The 19274-nt window shown below is 51.7% G+C and carries 16 protein-coding genes; 10 read left to right on the forward strand and 6 right to left on the reverse strand.

Translation table 11 applies throughout. From position 1 onward, the window contains the following. The first annotated feature begins 241 nt into the window (after positions 1 to 241). Positions 242 to 1750, forward strand: a complete 1509-nt coding sequence (locus tag INT33_RS10980) for a M14 family zinc carboxypeptidase (RefSeq protein ID WP_193091868.1) — start codon at positions 242 to 244, stop codon at positions 1748 to 1750. 241 nt (positions 1751 to 1991) lie between these two features. Further along, positions 1992 to 3155 carry an O-antigen ligase family protein gene (locus INT33_RS10985; protein ID WP_226940158.1) on the forward strand — a complete coding sequence of 388 codons (1164 nt, stop codon included), beginning with the start codon at positions 1992 to 1994 and terminating at the stop codon, positions 3153 to 3155. Positions 3156 to 3220: 65 nt separating this feature from the next. On the opposite strand, the gene INT33_RS10990 is transcribed toward INT33_RS10985, so the two are convergent. From INT33_RS10990 to INT33_RS11000, 3 genes are read right to left on the reverse strand one after another with little or no spacing between them, the layout of a single operon-like run. After that, positions 3221 to 4039, reverse strand: a complete 819-nt coding sequence (locus INT33_RS10990; protein ID WP_193091870.1) for a glycosyltransferase family 32 protein — start codon at positions 4037 to 4039, stop codon at positions 3221 to 3223. Between the two features lie 56 nt (positions 4040 to 4095). Then, complete coding sequence (locus tag INT33_RS10995) at positions 4096 to 4686, reverse strand: FlgO family outer membrane protein (protein ID WP_193091871.1); 591 nt, start codon at positions 4684 to 4686, stop codon at positions 4096 to 4098. A 4-nt stretch (positions 4687 to 4690) separates the two neighbouring features. Beyond that, positions 4691 to 5428, reverse strand: coding sequence for a hypothetical protein (locus tag INT33_RS11000; protein ID WP_193091872.1), 738 nt, complete (start codon positions 5426 to 5428; stop codon positions 4691 to 4693). 107 nt (positions 5429 to 5535) lie between these two features. Between INT33_RS11000 and INT33_RS11005 the strand changes: the two genes are divergently transcribed. The 3 genes from INT33_RS11005 to INT33_RS11015 all read left to right on the forward strand — a co-directional run bounded on the left by INT33_RS11005 (position 5536) and on the right by INT33_RS11015 (position 9450). After that, a complete protein-coding gene (locus INT33_RS11005; protein WP_193091873.1) occupies positions 5536 to 6570 on the forward strand; it encodes an OmpA family protein in 1035 nt (344 codons plus the stop codon). A 723-nt stretch (positions 6571 to 7293) separates the two neighbouring features. Next, positions 7294 to 8211 (forward strand): HAD-IIB family hydrolase, encoded by a 918-nt coding sequence (locus INT33_RS11010; protein ID WP_193091874.1) that lies wholly within the window; start codon positions 7294 to 7296, stop codon positions 8209 to 8211. 18 nt (positions 8212 to 8229) lie between these two features. Beyond that, positions 8230 to 9450: a glycosyltransferase family protein gene (locus tag INT33_RS11015; RefSeq protein WP_193091875.1), complete on the forward strand. Its 1221-nt coding sequence runs from the start codon at positions 8230 to 8232 to the stop codon at positions 9448 to 9450. A gap of 1079 nt (positions 9451 to 10529) precedes the next feature. Here the strand turns inward: INT33_RS11015 and INT33_RS11020 are convergent. From INT33_RS11020 to INT33_RS11030, 3 genes are all read right to left on the reverse strand, one after another. Continuing rightward, the gene (locus INT33_RS11020) at positions 10530 to 12110 is read right to left on the reverse strand and encodes a methyl-accepting chemotaxis protein (protein WP_193091876.1); all 1581 of its coding nucleotides are present in this window, start codon (positions 12108 to 12110) and stop codon (positions 10530 to 10532) included. Between the two features lie 201 nt (positions 12111 to 12311). Beyond that, positions 12312 to 13094 carry a thiol:disulfide interchange protein DsbG gene (dsbG, locus tag INT33_RS11025; protein ID WP_193091877.1) on the reverse strand — a complete coding sequence of 261 codons (783 nt, stop codon included), beginning with the start codon at positions 13092 to 13094 and terminating at the stop codon, positions 12312 to 12314. Between the two features lie 175 nt (positions 13095 to 13269). Beyond that, positions 13270 to 15033: a sugar phosphorylase gene (locus tag INT33_RS11030; protein ID WP_193091878.1), complete on the reverse strand. Its 1764-nt coding sequence runs from the start codon at positions 15031 to 15033 to the stop codon at positions 13270 to 13272. Positions 15034 to 15293: 260 nt separating this feature from the next. On the opposite strand from INT33_RS11030, the gene nrdR reads away from it, so the two are divergent. The 5 genes from nrdR (at position 15294) to nusB (ending at position 19252) form a co-directional block, all read left to right on the forward strand. Continuing rightward, positions 15294 to 15785 carry a transcriptional regulator NrdR gene (gene nrdR, locus INT33_RS11035; RefSeq protein WP_193091879.1) on the forward strand — a complete coding sequence of 164 codons (492 nt, stop codon included), beginning with the start codon at positions 15294 to 15296 and terminating at the stop codon, positions 15783 to 15785. Continuing rightward, entirely contained in the window at positions 15785 to 16945 is a 1161-nt protein-coding gene (ribD, locus tag INT33_RS11040; RefSeq protein WP_193091880.1) for a bifunctional diaminohydroxyphosphoribosylaminopyrimidine deaminase/5-amino-6-(5-phosphoribosylamino)uracil reductase RibD, read from the forward strand. Before nrdR ends, ribD begins: the two co-directional genes overlap by 1 nt. Before the next feature lie 147 nt (positions 16946 to 17092). Continuing rightward, positions 17093 to 18259, forward strand: coding sequence for a bifunctional 3,4-dihydroxy-2-butanone-4-phosphate synthase/GTP cyclohydrolase II (ribBA, locus tag INT33_RS11045; protein ID WP_193091881.1), 1167 nt, complete (start codon positions 17093 to 17095; stop codon positions 18257 to 18259). A gap of 4 nt (positions 18260 to 18263) precedes the next feature. Continuing rightward, positions 18264 to 18752, forward strand: a complete 489-nt coding sequence (gene ribH / locus INT33_RS11050) for a 6,7-dimethyl-8-ribityllumazine synthase (RefSeq protein WP_192539652.1) — start codon at positions 18264 to 18266, stop codon at positions 18750 to 18752. After that, positions 18749 to 19252 carry a transcription antitermination factor NusB gene (gene nusB, locus INT33_RS11055; protein WP_192539651.1) on the forward strand — a complete coding sequence of 168 codons (504 nt, stop codon included), beginning with the start codon at positions 18749 to 18751 and terminating at the stop codon, positions 19250 to 19252. Before ribH ends, nusB begins: the two co-directional genes overlap by 4 nt. Positions 19253 to 19274: the final 22 nt, after the last annotated feature.

Below are 19274 nucleotides of genomic sequence, written 5' to 3' on the forward strand. Positions count from 1 at the left end.
CGCCCGACCATGACTGTTCTCCTATGCAGCTATTGCATAGACAAATTTAGCAGAAATGACTTTTCGTACAAAACCTAGTCTGGTTCCGTGATTCGTTGACACTGCTATCAGACTTAAGCTATAGCTAGATCAGTCGTTAGTTAATAACTATGCATCAGCGTAGCGTTGATTTAAAGCAGAGCGTAGATTCTTGTGGCTAACGGGCGACAGGGAACGTAATTGATGATGTCGGGAGACAAAAATGCTAACTCCATCACAGCAGTTGCAGTCGTACTATTTAGCGATGTTTGGCCGAGCCGCAGATCCGGATGGATTTAATTACTGGCTGCATGAGCTGGAAACAGGAAGTTTAAAACTTGAGGGTATTCTTCAGCAAATGTTGTTATCCGACGAGTTTGCTTCTCAACGGGAAGTGCTTGCTCAGCTTGATAATAACGGTTGGGTCAATGAGGTATACCAACGTTTGTTTGCGCGTGAAGCAGAAGCTGAGGCAGTATCTTACTGGTCTGAACAAGCCCAAAATGGTTATTCTCCTCAGGCTCTTTTGCTCGCTATTACCAACGCTGCGAAAGGTACTGATGCAGAAGCGCTGCATGCATATGCATCAATTGCGGATTTCTACTCCGCGAACGTATCAAGTGACGAGTACGATGCTGAGCGTTCGCTAGTACAAGACGGCTTCAGGTCAAACGAGCAGCTTTATCAGGACTTGGCAGAGTTAGATGCTACTTACGATACTTTAAGCTTGGTGCAGGCGGGGGAGTCCTTAGAAGGCCGTCCGCTGTATAGCGCCACTGTCGGGGAAGGGTCACGTAAATTAATGATCGTGACCCAGCAGCATGGTGATGAACCCGTGGGCACCGAATCCGCGATGCACCTGCTGGAGTGGTTGAGTGGCGATAGTGAGGCAGCTCAATCGTTGCGTGAGCAGGTCACATTGACCGTGATGCCCAGAGTTAATCCAGATGGTTTTGAGCGCTGGGAACAGCTGGTTTCAGGTAATAGCGATCCTGAAACTACATTAGACCCACGTCGTAACTCAGCAGATATTGATCTCAACCGCACATGGGATGCCAGCGAAACGATTGATCCGGCGCTAATCCCTGAGACCTTAGCAGTACGTCAAATATTGGAAGCGTTTCAGCCGGATTTGATTCTCGATTATCACAATCAGAATAACTATCTCAATGAGATGGGCGAGCTGGAGACCATGTCGATTCTGTGGCCAACCAATGACGGCGTCGAGTCGTCTATAACGGCTACCGCTCAGCAGGCTGCTGTGGCACTTGCCCAAGGGGTTGAGCTATTTGATTATGGGTATCTATCTTTATTCCCTGGCGGCGATGCGGCGGATATCGGCCGTAATGGAATAGCGATAGATGGTACACCGGCACTTTTAATAGAACAGCGTGGGCTTGAGGAATTTGAGTTAAAAGCGCTGGAGGGGCTAGAGCTTGATTTTGATGCAGTCGCAAGCGCGCTAACTCTTGAAGGGGTTCTCAGCATGATTGGCGTTATGCAGGCGCTGGGTAACGATGGCTTTGATACCATTGATCCGGAATTAGCCATCTTGATCCCGGAGCGAGGAGCGCGCACCCCCTTCGATGAAATTTATGCGGAAGAGGTTGATTGGGGAATGGACATCGCGGCTACCCCTAGCATCGAGTCTCTTTATGATGGGGAAGAACTTACTCCTGTGACGTTGGCGGGTGTAGCTGAGCCCTCATCATCGGAATTTTTAGCCGCATAAAAAGACCCGGTGACTCCTATCTGTTCGATATGCCCTCATGCTAATAGTGAGGGCATTTTTTTTGGCTGACGTGATTTCTAAGATATTAGTATGGATAGCGTATAAGCCTGCTAAGCATATTTGCGCCTACTAGTCCCCTTGGGGAGATGTGCTACTATCACCGGCCTTCGTTTTCTGCTGGAAGCGCTAAATGGTCGTTACAAAGCCTTTATATCAAATGACAAGTGGCATGGTGTTTTTGATGAGCGCCTTAGCGCTGGTCGTGCCATCGGGCTATTCAATCGGTCCTGTGATGCTGCTATTGGCCAGTGGGCTGCTTTTAGTTAAACGTCTGCCCTGTAAGCTCAAGCCGCAAGACCTATGGATTATCGCCGCGTTGGGTATTTATGGCGTTGTGGTTGGTGCGCTTTCTTTGCTTGAGCTTAGTGCGCGCGAGCTTGACCGCCCGGTGCGGTTTTTATTGGCGATACCCGTGTTACTGTTGATTCTGCGTGTTCCTCCGCGGCTATCTTGGCTGTGGTCGGGTATTGGGGTAGGCGCAATCGGTGCAGGGACGCTGGCTGCCTGGCAAAAATTCGGTGAAGAAGTATGGCGTGCCGGTGGGTTTCTGCATCCCATACAGTTTGGCAATTTAAGTATGCTAATGGGGGTGTTGTGTTTAGCAGGCTTGGGCTGGGCTGCCGTGCAAGGCTCCCGATATAAATGGGTGGCGCTCTTATTAATAGGTGCGCTGTGCGGCATGCTGGGATCGTTATTTTCGGGTAGCCGAGGAGGCTGGATTGGTTTGCCCATTATAGGCATGGTGCTTTATCGCAGCTATGGTCACTGCTTCTCTGCGCGGGTTAAATTCAGTATTGTGGGTTTTGTAGCGTTGCTTATTGCAACGCTTTATCTATTGCCCCAAACCGGCCTTCAGCAGCGGGTAAAAGAAGCAGCCAGCGATATCAGCAGCTACGTAACAGGAGCAGAAAGAGACACCTCACTTGGGCTTCGGTTTGAAATGTGGCAAGGAGCAACGCAGTTGATTGCAGACCGCCCCTTATTAGGCTGGGGGGAGGCTGGCTATCAGTCAGCCATGCACGAGTTAGGCGAGAAAGGCGATATTTCAGTCGCTGCTTCTGGATTTGGCCATGCGCACAATGACATCATCGATGCATTTGCAAAGCGCGGGATCTTGGGGGTGGTAGTATTGCTATTGTTGTACCTAGTGCCCATGCGGATGTTTGCTTCAGGTTTACGGCATTCCAATCATGAAACTAGAGCGTTAGCCGTAGCAGGCACGTTATTGTCTGTGGCTTATATTGATTTTGGCCTTTCGCAAACTTTTTTTGCGCATAATAGTGGTGCCATGTTTTACGCGTTCTGGCTGGCTGTGCTATGGGGCACGTATAGTGCAAAGAAATAATCGAGTAAGCGTCACAGCATCACGCATTACTCAATATCAATAGGGAAATAAGGGCGGTGGTGAGGTTAAGGTTTGCGTGGCGATGTTTTGGGGGCAACCACTTCCACCTTTTTCTGCTCTTTTGTCCACTTGCCTGCTGGTTTATCAATATATTGAAAGTACTCGTTGGTAAAACTGCCCTGGTTGCAAGCATGTCGATAGGAGGCAGTCGGCACGTTTGTTTGATCAAGCTCCTGATTAAAAACGCCAGGGCCGGTAATATCAAACACGTTTTTAGATTCGTTAGTCTCAATATTCGCGCATGCTCTATCAATCAGCTTGGCTAAATTGGGGTTGGCGGGTTGGCTGGCAATAAAGTAGTTGCTGAAATGGCCTTGCCGGGTAATGACATACAGTTCGTTAATATTTTCAGGCACCACGCGGGCTAGCGGCCAGATAGCGTGAGCATCTATATCAAGATAAACCCCACCATGTTTTTGAAGAACTAATAAGCGCCATAGATCCGCTTGCGCTGCTCCAATTTGCAATCGTTCATAGCTGGCAAGTATTTCTTGATTAAAATTTTCGGCGATAAATTGGTGTCTTGCATCAGTCACCATAAACCGATATTCGAACCGGGGAGCCATCAGTCGGTTAAAGAGATAGTTGAGGTAGACGGGTAGCGTGACCCTGTTTGTAAAGTTGGTCTGCCAAATAATGCGTGGTATGAAAGGCTCTCCTTTAGGGGAGAGCAGCGGTGCCGCGTGTTCGGGTAAAGTGAAGCGCTTGCTGGGGAAAACAGCATGGAAAACATAGCTTAGAAGCTTGGTAACGTTGGCCAAGAGCTTAATGAGGCGGCTCGTTCCTACAATAATCGCATTTTTAAAGGCAGATGATGCGGACATGAAAATGTTCCTGGCTGGCAATCATTGCCGCTTGGTTAGCGGCAAAAGCCGATAGTCTACCAGCCTCCCTGGCCTTCCAATAGGCTGCGCATATTATTGTCCAGTTTTATGCGAAAGTCTGCACTGCCCAGCACCATGGCATCGCCTGAACGCACCACCCTGGCGCTGACATATAAATAGTCCTGCCCTTGAGCATAAGTGCCCATCAATATAGAGCGGGCGTTGTGTTGGGAGCTTAAGCGCTGCACTTGGCGGGAAAGAATTAACTCGCCTACGCTTTCCTCAATAAACATGCTGTCGCGCATTTTTACTTCGCGGACCTGCATGCCTTGCTGGGCAAGAGCGGAAGCCATTATTTCCGAGCTAATACGCCCAAACGTGGAGGACTGGCTTAGGTTATCAATACTCACAAAGGTGGCGGCAATCATAGGGCTGTAGCGCGTAAGGTCTGGATTGCTTGCAACCATCTGTTGCGCTGCTTTATGAGCCAACTCAGAAAGGTCTGGTGCGGGTTCTGGTGGTTTATTATTTGAATTGCCCATCGTGCTGCAGCCCGCCATGGATAGCAATAAAACGCCCATCAGCAATAGGCGGCTGGTGGATAAACGTTGACGCAATGATGGCGTAGCAAAAAATTTAAAAGGCATGACGTTACCAGGTATTGGTGATGGAAACGGTGGGTGTCGCCGGTGCTCTAGGGACACGGTGAGGCGCGTATTGGCGGCGGTCGCCTGCGTTGATGTAATAAATATTTGATGAAGAGTAAAGAATACGCTCACCATCAATAATCTGTGTGGTGATAATCACTTCTTCATTGCCGGTAGTAGTCCAGCTACCGCTGACGGTATCAGCTATCATCGCCGCAGGAATTAATCCAAGCGCAGGCTCTGCCCAGTGGTTGATCGGGATGGTAGCCACCGCGACGCCTGCCGTTAACGCCGTAAATGCTCCAATTGGCGGACGAATAAAACCGCGGTCACGATGCTCAACGACTTCTACATCAATATGTATATTGGCGGCATTGGGTGTCGGTACGGTGGTTAAGTTGGCACCTCGTGAGACCAATTCGCTGGTGAGCAGCGTACGAAAACCACGATCAAACTCGCCGCCGCTATAGACGTTCAGACCTGGATGATCAGGTTCGGTAATATGTAAATCACGGAAGCGAACCCGCTCACGCTGTAAAATATTGCTGGCTTCATGGCGAGCCAGGACTTCCCAGTGATGGGCAGCCTGCATGCGTTGTTGCTCTGTATAGGGATAGGTGGTGGCTATAGGGGCCTGCGAGGTGTTGGCATAGAAACAGCCGCTCAGCATCAAACCAGTAATCCCTACACTGGCAAGGCGAAATAATTGAGTAGTAAAAAGACGACTTAAGCTGCTATGCACCAGAGGTTCCTTATCGCTTCATGGGGTCTTTGTTAGACTAGATGAGTTTTATCATGCCTAGTAATAATCGGCCACGAGGTTGAAAACTTGAATGAGCGATAACACGAATGCTTGAAGATCATCGCAGCGGTCCGCGCCATGATTCGCTAATGTCAGCGTACCCAACCGATGAAAGTAGTAGCGGGTGGATGATTAGCTATATCGATATCATGACACTGCTGGTAGCGCTATTCGTCATTATTGTGGCAGCGGCGGGCAAAACGGCACCTGATATTTTTCAAACATCGCCAGAAGATGTCGCTCAAGCGCCTCCCCCTGTGCTTGAAGTGCCGCTTCCTGATGCCATGGAAAACGTGCTGCAGCACCGCGTTATAGAAGAGTGGCGACACGGGCTAGATCCTTTCGCGATAAGTGCCGCGTTAGGGGTGGCGGGTTTACCTAAGCCAAGACCTGCGCCTGATTCGCCGCCACCTTTGCTAGCGCTTGCAGACTTTGATCCTCTGCCGCCTGTAGAGCTTGATGAGCCATTAGCCTGGCTTCCGCCGGTGGTATTACCTACCGCGTTAGTGCCCGCCGGTGATGATGTTCCGGCGGCTCCGCTGGCAAACTACATGGTATTGCTAACCGATCGTCCGCCGGTCAATGTGCAAGAAATAAAGGTACAAGAAATAAAGGTAGACGCCATCAATAGCGCCCAGGCCGTCCAGGTCGCGTTAGCCGAGCGGGTCGAAACGTCTCCCTACTTGCCAAACCTGGAAGGTGTTGAGGTATCTCGTGTCGCGGAAGGGATTAGTTTGCGGGTACAGGATCAATTGCTGTTTCCTTCAGCGGCTGCAGAGCTAACCAGTGGAGGCTCCTCATTGGTAGGTAGCCTGTTAGAAACCATACAGCGCTACGACGGTGAAGTATGGGTCGAAGGCCATTCTGACAGCCAAACCATCAGCACCGATGAGTTCTCTTCTAACTGGGCACTTTCAAGCGCCCGAGCGATAGCCATTGTGGAAGCACTGGAGGCCGAAGGAGTTGCGCCTGAGCGCTTGCGAGCCGTTGGCTTGGCAGCGACTCAGCCGCTTGACAATAATGAAACCCCAGAGGGGCGAGCGCGCAACCGGCGGGTAGAAGTGGTTATTCATGTTGAGTAGGAGATCACTTTAGCGATGGTCCGACACCTCGGCGGGGGTTAAGGGCGGCTGGCGCCGCCATCGCCGAATAAATTCAGCTCCCACCTCACCGTTGGTGACATTAATACATCTGATGAAAGGTGCTTACCCGGCTTAAAGCACCTTACCCCTGTGGGAGATCGCTTCAGCGGGCGAAGCAGTGTGCAGCGCTGCGGGGTTAAGGGCGGCTGGCGTCGCCATCGCCGAATAAATTCAGCTCCCACCTCACCGTTGGTGGCATTAATACATCTGATGAAAGGTGCTTACCCGGCTTAAAGCACCTTACCCCTGTGGGAGATCGCTTCAGCGGGCGAAGCAGTGTGCAGCGTGGCGGGGTTAAGGGCGGCTGGCGCCGCCATCGCCGAATAAATTCAGCTCCCACCTCACCGTTGGTGGCATTAATACATCTGATGAAAGGTGCTTACCCGGCTCAAAGCACCTTACCCCTGTGGGAGATCGCTTCAGCGGGCGAAGCAGTGCGATAGCTTAAAAGATAGAGATTTTACTAATAAGAGCCGTTTTAGCTGCACAATAATGATGCTTGGGGCGGGCGTATTAAATTATTGCCTTATGTAAGGCATGCAGTGTTGTTCATTAAGGTTTTAATAAACAATGTTTTTTATATATTGGCATATTAAATGCACATTTAAGGTGGTCATTAACGACAAAGCTTGGCGGCTTTTTTAAGCCAAAAGAGGTAATGCTATGTCTGAACATGCCTGTACCGCATTATTACCCGAGTTGCCTGATGCGGAGCATCGGTCACGTTTGGTGCTCACCGACTTAGATGGTTCGCTACTCGATCACCATAGCTATGATTTCTCACCTGCGGCACCCAGCTTGTCGCGCCTAAAGCAATTAGGCGTGCCGGTAATCCCCGTGACCAGTAAGACGCGTGCTGAATTATTGCCGCTGCGTGAATTGCTTGGACTTACGGGAACACCTTTTGTAGCTGAAAATGGCGCCATTATTGGCTTGCCGCCCAGTTGGTGTCATGCACGTCTTGACCGTCCGGGCAGTGGGCGTGATGGCATCGTTACAAAACACGCCGGCGTTGATATCGGATTTATCCGAGCACGTTTAAGGGTATGGCGCCAACGGTTAGATGTACGTTTTACCAGTATGGGCGAGCTGAGTGTCCAGGACGTCGTCAAACTGACGGGGTTAGATAAAACGCGCGCACAGGATGCCTGCAAGCGCGAAGGCAGCGAGCCGCTAATTTGGCAAGATGATGCCGTTTCGCTCGAAAACTTCCGGTTAGCGCTAAGCGGCGACGGCCTTGAGCTTACTCAAGGCGGACGCTTTTGGCACGTTATGGGTCGTGGCGCCGATAAAGGCTGCGCTGTCACATGGCTAATCAAGCGTTTTGCCAAATTAAGAGGGTGCACGCCACTCTCGTTAGGGCTGGGCGACGGACCTAATGATCTAACGATGTTGGAGGCGGTCGATCAAGCAGTGGTTATTCGAGGTTGTCATAAAGCACCTGTTACACCGCAGGCCGCGGCGTTATATCGCACAAACAAAGCTGGGCCAGTTGGATGGGCAGAAGGAGTCGCGTACTGGTGGGAGCAGGATAGCCGCCAGTTAAATCTGGCAACGAAAACCGTTGCGCTGACTCAATAACGCCAAGGAGGGATGCCCATGAGTGATTTTCATCAAAACGGGGTGATAACCGATTTTCATAATCTCACCCGTCGCCCTGTTGAGGCGCTGGAGCAGGAGCTTATCCAGTTTGCTAAACGCCGCCCTATGGGCTTGATCTTGCCGTCATTGTTTTCAGAGTTGGAAGGGCCTGCGCTATCCCGAATAATTGATGAATTGGCGCAAGTACCTTATTTGCAGGAAATTGTGATTGGGCTGGATCGCGCGGATCGCGACCAGTTTTTATACGCCCGAGAATTCTTTTCACGTTTGCCGCAGCATACCCGCATTTTATGGAACGATGGTCCACGCCTACGTGAGTTGGATGCAGAGCTTGAAAGCCATGGTCTAGGAGCATTGGAGCCAGGTAAAGGGCGTAACGTTTGGTATTGCGCCGGGTATGTTTTGGCTTCCCATCGCTCAGTTGTCGTTGGGCTACATGATTGCGATATTCTTACCTATGATCGAGGGCTTTTAGCGCGCTTAATGTACCCGGTTGCGCACCCGCGCTTTAACTATAGTTTCTGTAAAGGTTACTACCCGCGGATTGCTGAAGGAAAGCTTAATGGCCGTGTGTCACGCTTATTGGTAACCCCTTTACTCCGTGCGCTGAAAACCGTGTGTGGGCCAATGCCTTACCTGGAGTACCTGGATAGTTTTCGTTACCCGCTGTCTGGTGAGTTTGCTATGCGCAGCGAGGTATTGGAAGGGATTCGTATTCCTGCAGACTGGGGGCTTGAAATTGGTGTGCTGTCTGAGCTGCAGCGTAACTACTCCCATCGTCAGCTCTGTCAGGTAGATATCGCTGATGCCTATGATCACAAACATCAGCCTGTCAGTGAAGAGGACCCCAATAGTGGTCTAAACCGAATGAGCCTGGATATTTCCAAAGCGCTCTATCGTAAATTGGCCACTCAAGGCGTGAGTTTTAGCAGCGAAGATTTCCGGACGCTAAAAGCCACTTATTACCGGCTGGCGCTGGACCTGATAGAAGCCTATGACCATGACGCTACCATGAATGGCTTGAGCTTGGACCGCCATTGTGAAGAGCAGGCGGTAGAGCTGTTTGCGAGTAACTTGCTAGAAGCCGGCAACCTGTTTCTGGATAACCCGCGCGAGCGGCCGTTTATTCCCAGCTGGAACCGCGTGCAGGCGGCCGTACCGGATGTATTAAGCCGCATGCATGAAGCCGTAGCGTTGGATAACCAGGGCAAGGTGTAGGTTTATTCGAAGAACATGGTAAGAGCAGGCTTCAGCCAGTGAATGAGGGGCAACCCAAGAAGGCCTGATAAGCATTGTGGGAGCAGGCTTTAGCCAGCGATGGGGTGGGTTTAACCCCGGGAGGCCTTCGGCCTCCTTCGCCCAGTGGAACTGGGCTCCCACAATGTTTACCCAACCCTGAGCCTTAATGAATTGGGTTTCTTGATATTTGTCCAGTCCAAAAGGCTTGATAAGCATTGTGGGAGCAGGCTTCAGCCAGTGAATGGGGTGGGTTTAACCTCAGGAGGCCTTCGGCCAGTGGAACTGGGCTCCCACAATATTTACCCAACCCTGAGCCTTAATGCATTGGGTTTCTTAATATTTGTCCAGTCCAAAAGGCCTGATAAGCATTGCGGGAGCAGGCTTCAGCCAGTGAATGGGGTGGGTTTAACCTCAGGAGGCCTTCGCCCAGTGGAACTGGGCTCCCACAATGTTTACCCAACCCTGAGCCTTAATGCATTGGGTTTCTTAATATTTGTCCAGTCCAAAAGGCCTGATAAGCATTGCGGGAGCAGGCTTCAGCCAGTGAATGGGGTGGGTTTAACCTCAGGAGGCCTTCGCCCAGTGGAACTGGGCTCCCACAATGTTTACCCAACCCTGAGCCTTAATGCATTGGGTTTCTTAATATTTGTCCAGTCCAAAAGGCCTGATAAGCATTGCGGGAGCAGGCTTCAGCCAGCGAATGGGGTGGGTTTAACCTCAGGAGGTCTTCGACCTCCTTCGCCCAGTGGAACCGGGCTCCCACAATGTTTACTCAACCCCGAGCCTTAATGAATTGGGTTTCTTAATATTTGTCCAGTCCAAAAGGCCTGATGAGCATTGTGGGAGCAGGCTTCAGCCAGCGAATGGGGTGGGTTTAACCCCGGGAGGCCTTCGCCCTCCTTCGCCCTCCTTCGCCCAGTGGAACTGAGCTCCCACAATGTTTACCCAGCCCCGAGCCTTAATGCATTGGGTTTCTTAATATTTGTCCAGTCCAAAAGGCCTGATGAGCATTGTGGGAGCAGGCTTTAGCCAGCGACAAGGCCTGGTGCAACCACTTCCTAACTGTATTCGGGAAGGGAGCGAACGCTATCTTCTTCGGTTTGATGAATGCGGAAGTTAGCCACACGCTGGCGCAATTGAACACTCAGATGGGACAGAGCTTGTGTTGCACGATTGCTCTCTTGTACCAGGCTTGCGTTTTGCTGGGTCATTTGATCCATTTGCGTGACCGCCAGATTCACCTGCTCAATGCCGCTACTTTGTTCGCTGGTCGCTGCTGAAATCTCCTGTACTAGCGTGCTGAGCTGCTGGATATCGGTGACCACGTTATTAATGATTTCACCTGTATTGCGAACTTGCTGGCTACCATCGGCTACCTTGGCGCCTGAGTTCTCGATCAGCTTTTTAATTTCCTGGGCAGCAGATGCCGAACGGCTGGCCAACTGGCGTACCTCATTCGCGACAACCGCAAAGCCGCGGCCTTGTTCACCGGCTCTGGCCGCTTCAACCGAGGCATTAAGCGCCAAAATGTTGGTTTGGAACGCGATAGCGTCAATCGTGTTAACGATGCTGCTCATTTGGGCCGAGCTTTCATTGATGTTGGCCATGGTGCTCACTACTGCCGTCATCGCATCGCTGCCCCGCTGTGCTTTTTCGGCGGTGGTGGTCGCCAGTTTGCGCGCGTGGTCCGCATGCTCGGCATTTTGCTTCACCGTTGCCGTGAGCTCTTCCATGCTTGACGCCGTTTCAGCAAGTGAAGCGGCCTGCTGTTCGGTGCGTGTTGAAAGCTCTTCATTCACGCCCACAATCTGATCAACACCATTATTTACCTGATCGGCACCGTGGTGAATATCGCCTATCGTGTCGGCTAACGCTTCCCGCATGCGATTAATATCAAACAGTAGGCTATCGTGGTCATTGCTGGAAAGCTGAGTGTTGCGGGTCAAATCACCGTCTGCAATATGGCGGACTATACTGGCCGCGTAACGTGGGTCCCCTCCTAGGCGGCGAGCTACATCGCGGATGACCCAGCCCATAAGCACGGTCACGGGAATGCCAATAATCATCAGCGCTATTAGAGAACGGATAAGATTGCTGATAAAAGCATCTTGAATGTCGTCGACATAGATGCCGGCGCCAAACGCCCAGTTCCATTCGGGGATGTAAGCGAAATAACTGATTTTTGGAAATTCTTCGTCACCCGAAAGGCGGCGGGAAAAATATTCGACATGTCCTCCACCTGAGCGTGCGGCATTAAGAAACGCAGGATACAAGTGCATACCTTGGGTATCTGTAAAGCTGCTCATATCTTCGCCTCGTGGGCGGTTAGGGTGGGAGACGATCTTTAGCTGGTCATCAAAAGCAAAGACGTATTCACCCTCAGCGAAGCTTGCATTGGCCAAGCTATCGATGGCGCGTTGCTGGGCCTCTTGCAGGGTTAGTTCTCCATTGCTTGCTTTGGTTTGCAATGTTTCCAACTGAGAATGAAGGCTTTCAACCACATGTTGAATACTCGTACGACGTTCTTGCTCAATGGTTTGGCGAGATTCCCACGTTAACCACCCAACCAGCGTCAGCATGGCCAGGCAGATGATCCCCAAAATGCTCCAAAGTTGTTGATTCGTAGTCAATCGAGTCATGTGTGTCCTATAACAATCAAGCTATTAATGAATGACTTTGGTATATCGGCCTAATTGCCTACGACGTTAGCCTAATTTACATATATTTTTGGTATGAAAGACGTCTATAAAAAAGCCGCCAACAAAGGGCGGCTTATATCAATAGGTTATGTTGATATTCTAAATTCAATTAGCTTTTGTTTAAGACTTAGGGTTTAAAACTTAGGGCGCTGGGCTCCCCATCATTTCTATCAGACGAGCTTCATCGGGCATACCCTGTATTCGGTCGATACGCAGATCACCGTTAGGCGTTTCCCGTTGGAAGGCGCTGGTGGGCGTAGCGTAAAGCCCTAATGCTTCAAACAGCTGGTTGTTTGTGTATACCTGTTCTTCGATCTCGCGTGGCTGCGCACTCGCGGTAATTACTTCGCCCTCTTTCTTACGCTTAAGTGCTGCGCTGGGGTCATCAGCGCCAAGTAGAACAGCGGCTTTTCCAGGGCTATCGGGCGCTAAGATACCTATCATAATGTGGCGTAGCTGCACCTTGCCGGCATTTACCCAGGGGCGCGTTTGTTCCCAAAACGCCTGACAATAAGTGCAGTTGGCATCGGTAAAGGTATAAATTACCTGAGGGGCTTCGGGGTTGCCATCCTGTATCCAGTGGCTGTTTTCCAGTAATTGCCATGTTTCAGCCTCAAGTGCCGCGCGTACATGCTCATCCAGCTGGGCCTCTGTCAGGTTGTTACCTTGGCTATCTGTTAATGTACCGACAATGGCATGCTCTTCGTCAGGGGTAAGGTAGATCGCAATTTCCTGCCCCTGGGTACTTGCACCATAGCCTGTTAGGCCACCGGGGGCATCAAACTGGCCATGAATTTCCCACCCCTGATTGGCTAATGCTTGCACCGGAGCTGGCAATTCGCTCGCCTGGCTTGTGCTAACGCCTGCCAACAAAAAAAAACTACTCAATGCAGAAGGGCTAAAAAAGCTGTGTCTAAATGACATTACAACATCCTTGCGTATACGCGATTGCGCAAAAAGACAAACCCAGTCGATGCCATAACGTAGCAGAGCCTATCGTCAGGTAATACCCAAACGCTATTAATACCCAGGCATTATTCATACCCGAGCACTATTAATACCTGAGTGCTAAATACCTAAGCACTACTAATATAAAACACTATGTAAAGGCGATTAGCCAGCGTGCCGCATAAGGCGAAAGCGTGTCCTCTAGATGCGCGCTTTCGGGCTCAATCGCTTGCCAATTGTGCTGTTCAAGCGATTGTGCCACGGCTTCTCCCATGTCTGACAAACATAATGGTTTGTCGGTGACATTATACAGAGCAAGTAGCCGGCGCCCGCTATGTAACGGGCCGCGCTCGATGGCAAGAAGCTCCGGTGGCGAAGTAAGTACGCGCTGTGCAGCACTGGGATGAAAGCATGGTTCCTGCTGGCGCTGTTCAAGCAGGCGACACAGTGCTTGGAAAATATAGTGCGTCGGATTGGTGGTGTTATCGAGCAGTAGATCAAGCTCACTGCGCTGCCAGCGACGCCGATTAATCGAGCGTAAGCGGCCACTGCGCTCAACGCCTTCGACATCATTGAGCGTGCTGGTCAGCGTATGAATATACAGGGCTGGAATCCCCTGTAGGCTCAGCATAATAGCTTGGCTGCACAAAAAGCGTGCTACCTGCCATGGGTCTGGGCCACGGTGGGTGCCACGCATTGCTTCGAACCAAGTGATATTAATTTCGTAAGGTGTATCGCTGCCATCGGGGTTGCTGCGCATGCTGACAAAACCGCCGAAGCGATGCATCAGCTCTAAAAGTGCGTCGCGCTCATGGTTAGGCAGCAATCCCTCCAAAGGGCGCACGCCAATACCATCGTGGCTTGCGGTAAAGTTCAGGTACGTACACTGGTACGGCAATACCGGTAAACTTGATAACCATGCTTGCAGGGTTTCCGATTCGCCCCGCGTTAAGGTGTGAAGTAGCAGCGGAGGGAGCGCAAATTGATACACCATATGTGCTTCATCAGGCGGGCCTTCGGGCAGGCGCTCCAGACCGAAGTAACTGATATTTTCTTCGTGGGGCACGTTGGTTTCGGTAACTAGCAGGGTGCCTGGCGCAACTTCATCCACGACGGCACGTAACAGGCGTACAACAGTGTGCGTTTGAGGTAGATGGATACACGAAGTACCCAGACGCTTCCATAAAAATGCCACGGCATCCAGGCGAATGATCCGCGTCCCTTGCTGTAGGTAGAACAACAAAATTCCCACAAACTCCAAAAGCACATCAGGATTTTCAAAGTTTAAATCAAGCTGGTCTTCTGAAAAGGTTGCCCATAGGTGGCGCGTGCCGCGGCGTGTTGCCACCGGAACGAGTAGGGGGCTGCTACGCGGGCGGGTAACGTGGGAAATATCCGTTTCAGGATCTACTTCAATAAAGTAATCGCGGCCCGGCAGGCTGCCGCTTAAGTAATCGACAAACCAGAGCGATTCCCGGGAAACATGGTTCAGCACCAGATCCGCCATCACATCATAATGTTGGGCCAGTGTCTGAATATGCTGCCAGTCGCCAAGTTCCGGATTGACCTCACGGTAGTGAATGACCGAAAAACCGTCATCACTACTCCAGGGAAAGAAGGGTAAAACATGCACACCGCTGATGCGATCGCCCAGGCGCGTCTGTAAAAAATCGTTCAGGACGGCGAGAGGCGGGGAGTCAGTGTCGATGATGGAATCACCATAACAGATCAACCACTGATCCTTTTCGCTCCATGTTGGTGCCGAGCCGCAGTGCGTTGGCGCATCGGTTAATGCTGACGCGCTTAACGAACGGAAGTGATCGAGATGCTGGCCCAGACGACGCAGGACTTCATCGGCGCGAGGGCCATAAAGATGCGTCAGATAACCGTGAACCTTCTTTTCAAACGTCGGCATAAGGGGCTCCTTATCAACCATTTGTCTCCTGAATTCATTAAGCACTAGCATTGAACAAATGCAGCTTGTGTGCCAAATCGTTACAATGCAGGGTAACAGGCCGCCGACGTTTCATTATGGCCCGCGTTTAACCCCTTACGGCGTTTGAGTTTACGCCCGATAAGAGATAAAAAACGCGCTTGAAAATAGTGAGTGATAATTAGGTTATAACACGCTTACTCGTGCAGCTTACAGCACGGACTGACAACAGGTTGACCGCTATGCATTGTCCTTTTTGTGGTGCTACTGATACTCGAGTGACCGATTCGCGACTGGTAGCGGAAGGCGATCAGGTGCGTCGGCGTCGGCAGTGCGCTAATTGCCATGAGCGCTTTACTACTTACGAAACGGCCGAGCTGCTGATGCCTCGGGTCGTAAAGTCAGATGGCTCCCGTGAAAGCTTTAATGAAGCAAAGTTACGCGATGGAATGGTGCGTGCATTAGAAAAACGCCCGGTCAGTGCTGAATCTATTGAAGCGGCGGTTGAACGTATTCGTCAAACGCTGCGCGCCAGGGGGGACCGGGAAATTAACGCGCGTGACATCGGCGAATCCGTGATGCAGGCCTTAAAGAACCTGGATCAAGTTGCCTATATTCGATTTGCCTCCGTATACCGTAAGTTTCAGGATCTGGACGAGTTTCGCGCTGAAATTGACCGCCTTTCTCAGGAACCGTCCCGCATAACCCCAGGGCATGAGAAGGACGATACGTAATGGGTGCTACTGTCCCGTTTAGTGACTTAGATCACCGTTACATGGCGCGCGCCCTCCAGCTCGCAAGAAAGGGCCTGTATACCACCGACCCCAATCCGCGGGTGGGGTGTGTCATCGTACAGCAGTTGCCTGGCCAACCTGGGCAGATTGTGGGTGAGGGGTATCACGTGCGCGCCGGTGAGCCCCATGCCGAAATCAACGCGCTAAATGCCGCCGGTGAGCATGCAAGGGGCGCTACGGCGTACGTTACCCTAGAACCTTGCTCACATACTGGGAGAACGGGGCCCTGTGCGGTAGCGCTCCAAAATGCCCGGATAGCGCGGGTCGTCGTCGCCATGGTGGACCCTAACCCACAAGTGAGTGGGAACGGAATCAAGGTACTCAGGGCGGCAGGCATCGAGGTCAGCGTGGGACTGCTGGAGCAGGATGCACGCGCCTTGAACCCGGGCTTTATTGCCCGTATGGAGCATCAACGTCCTTTTGTACGCCTGAAAATGGCCATGAGTCTGGATGGCCGCACGGCGATGGGATCAGGTGAGTCGCAGTGGATAACCGGTCCTGAAGCGCGCAGTCATGTTCAGCGTTTGCGGGCGCGTTCCAGCGCTATTTTAAGCGGTGTTGAGTCGATCATTATGGACGACTCACGGCTGACTTTACGGGCTGAGCAATTGCAGCTGGCAAACGCAGATACGGTAGTTTTGCGCCAGCCGTTACGCATTATTGTGGATACCCGGCTGCGCTTACCGCTGGCCGCGGCCTGCTTAACCGAGCCGGGCCGAACGCTGATCATGACAACGCCTGCACATTCGCCTGAAAAACGCACTAAGTTGATCGCCGCCGGTGCTGAAGTGCATGTGTTTGAGCCGGGTAGTGATGGACGCCTTCCGCTGAAGGAGTTGCTTCAGTGGCTGGCTGAAAACGAGCAGGTTAATGAGTTACTGGTTGAAACAGGGGCTACGCTTGCCGGGGCGCTGTTAGATGCTCAGCTAGTAGATGAGCTTCAACTTTTTGTCGCTCCCACTTTATTGGGTGGTGAAGCAAAGCCGCTCTTTGCGCTGCCTGGGCTTTCACGAATGGCGGATCAACGGCGTTTAACCATTCATGATATGCGCGCTGTTGGTCGTGATTGGCGTATTATTGCCTCGCCTCAGCCTGACTAGCGCATGTGGTGATAGCAAGGTACTCTTGTCGCAAATTCAGGTCGCCAGTTTGGTATCGCCAGCGTTGGCATCATAATCTTTAAGTATCGCGCAGCGAAGACGTTGCGCCACATCGCATACCGTGCGAATTCATATTTAGGAGCTTCCATGGCGCATTCCTCCTCTGGGGGCTTAGCCTCTATCGCCGAGCTGGTGGACGATATTCGCCAGGGCAAAATGGTGATCCTCATGGATGATGAGGATCGCGAAAATGAAGGTGATATCATCATGGCGGCCGAGAAGGTGCAGGCCGAGCATATCAACTTTATGGCACGCTTTGCTTGTGGCCTTATCTGCATGCCGATGACGCGAGAGCGTTGCGAGCAGCTCAATTTGCCCTTGATGGTGCGTGATAACGGTTCGGGCTTTGGTACCAAGTTCACGCTTTCCATCGAAGCAACGGAAGGTGTCACAACCGGTATCTCGGCCGCTGATCGCGCGCGCACGGTTCAAGCGGCTTGCGCACCGTATGCTAAACCGACTGATATTGTGCAGCCTGGGCATATTTTTCCGCTGATGGCCGAGCCCGGTGGCGTATTGCGCCGCGCAGGTCATACAGAGGCGGCCTGCGATTTATCCGCTTTAGCCGGTTGTGACCCAAGCGGTGTGATTTGCGAGATTATGAATGATGATGGCAGCATGGCGCGTCGGCCTGAACTTGAGGCGTTTGCCAAGCAGCATGATATTAAAATCGGTACCATTGCCGACCTGATTCATTACCGTATTATTCATGAGCAGACGGTTGATCATGTGGAAACCTCCACCGTCATGACTTCTCAAGGGGAGCTGGCGCTGCATGTTTTCCGTGATCGCATCCAGGGGGCGCATCATTTAGCGCTCGTGAAGGGGCAGCCCACTCCGGATCAGGCAACCACCGTTCGCGTTCATTTGGCGGATACGCTGCGTGATGTGCTCGGCTTAGCCAAAGATGAGCAGGGGCGCTGGAATGCCCATCGGGCGCTTGAAGAGATCGCCGGCTCGTCTGCCGGCGTTCTGGTGCTTATTGATGACGGCCGTCCGCATCAGGATTTAAAAGATCAGTTAGACGTGTTTTTGGACCGCGTGCGTCAGCCGCGCACCAGCGACTTCGATGGCACGGGTAATTATTTAACGATTGGTACTGGCTCGCAGATTCTGCGCCATTTAGGCGTTGGTAAAATGCGGCTACTAAGCTCACCATGGAAGTTTTCGGCCCTTTCAGGCTTTGATCTTGAAGTTGTCGAGCTCGTGGGGCCGAATGACACCGTGTATGAGCCAATTTCTCAGCAGGAATAAATTGATGCAATCCCTCTCTCAAGTAGAAGGTACGTTTGTCGACGTCGATGGCCGCTACGTTATCGTGGTTGGCAGGTTCAACCATCATGTGGTTGATAGTCTTGTAGAAGGCGCTATTGATAGTTTGACGCGTCACGGTGTAGATGCCGAGAATATTCATATTGTTCACGTTCCGGGTGCCTGGGAACTGCCGCTTGCGGTAAAGCGTGTGCTTAAAGTGATGAAACCTGACGCGGTTATCGCGCTTGGCGCGGTGATTCGTGGCGGTACGCCGCACTTTGAATACGTAGCAGGCGGCTGTAATACTGCGATGAACCATTTGCAGCTGGAGTTTGATACGCCGGTCGCCAATGGCGTATTGACCGTTGAGTCCATCGAGCAGGCGATTGAGCGTGCGGGTACCAAAGCGGGCAACAAGGGAACGGAAGCCGCTATGGCAGCGATGGAAATGGTCTCACTGCTGCGCGCGATACCGCTAGGAGATTCACAATGAGCGAGCGCCGTGAGCGTAAGCCCTCTGCCGCACAGCAGAGCCGTCACGCTGCCCGTGAATTGACCGTACAGGGGTTGTATCAGTGGCAGATGACCGGTAAATCGATTACTGCTGTTGAAGCCGAGTTTCGTAGCCAGGTAGCTGATGATGACCTGGAAGATCATGAAAACTGGGTTAAGGTGATGGAAATCGCTGACAAGGCGCTTTTCCACGAGCTTCTGCACAACACCGCGCGTTTTAAGATTGAGCTTGATCGTGAAATATCTCCCTTGCTGGATCGCCGTCTGGAAGATCTGGATGCGGTAGAGCTAGCTATTTTACGTCTGGGGGCTTACGAGCTTTCCCGCCGTATGGAGGTGCCGTACCGGGTAGTTATCAATGAAGGGGTTGAGTTGGCCAAGTCGTTTGGCGCAACCGACGGCCATAAATACGTGAACGGCATTCTCGACAAGCTGGCTAATCGCTTGAGAAGTGCCGAAGTCAGCGCTCGCCGTTTGTAACGCCGGGCTGCCTGATAAAACG

The organism is Halomonas colorata (assembly GCF_014897985.1).
Classification (GTDB): Bacteria; Pseudomonadota; Gammaproteobacteria; order Pseudomonadales; family Halomonadaceae; genus Vreelandella; species Vreelandella colorata.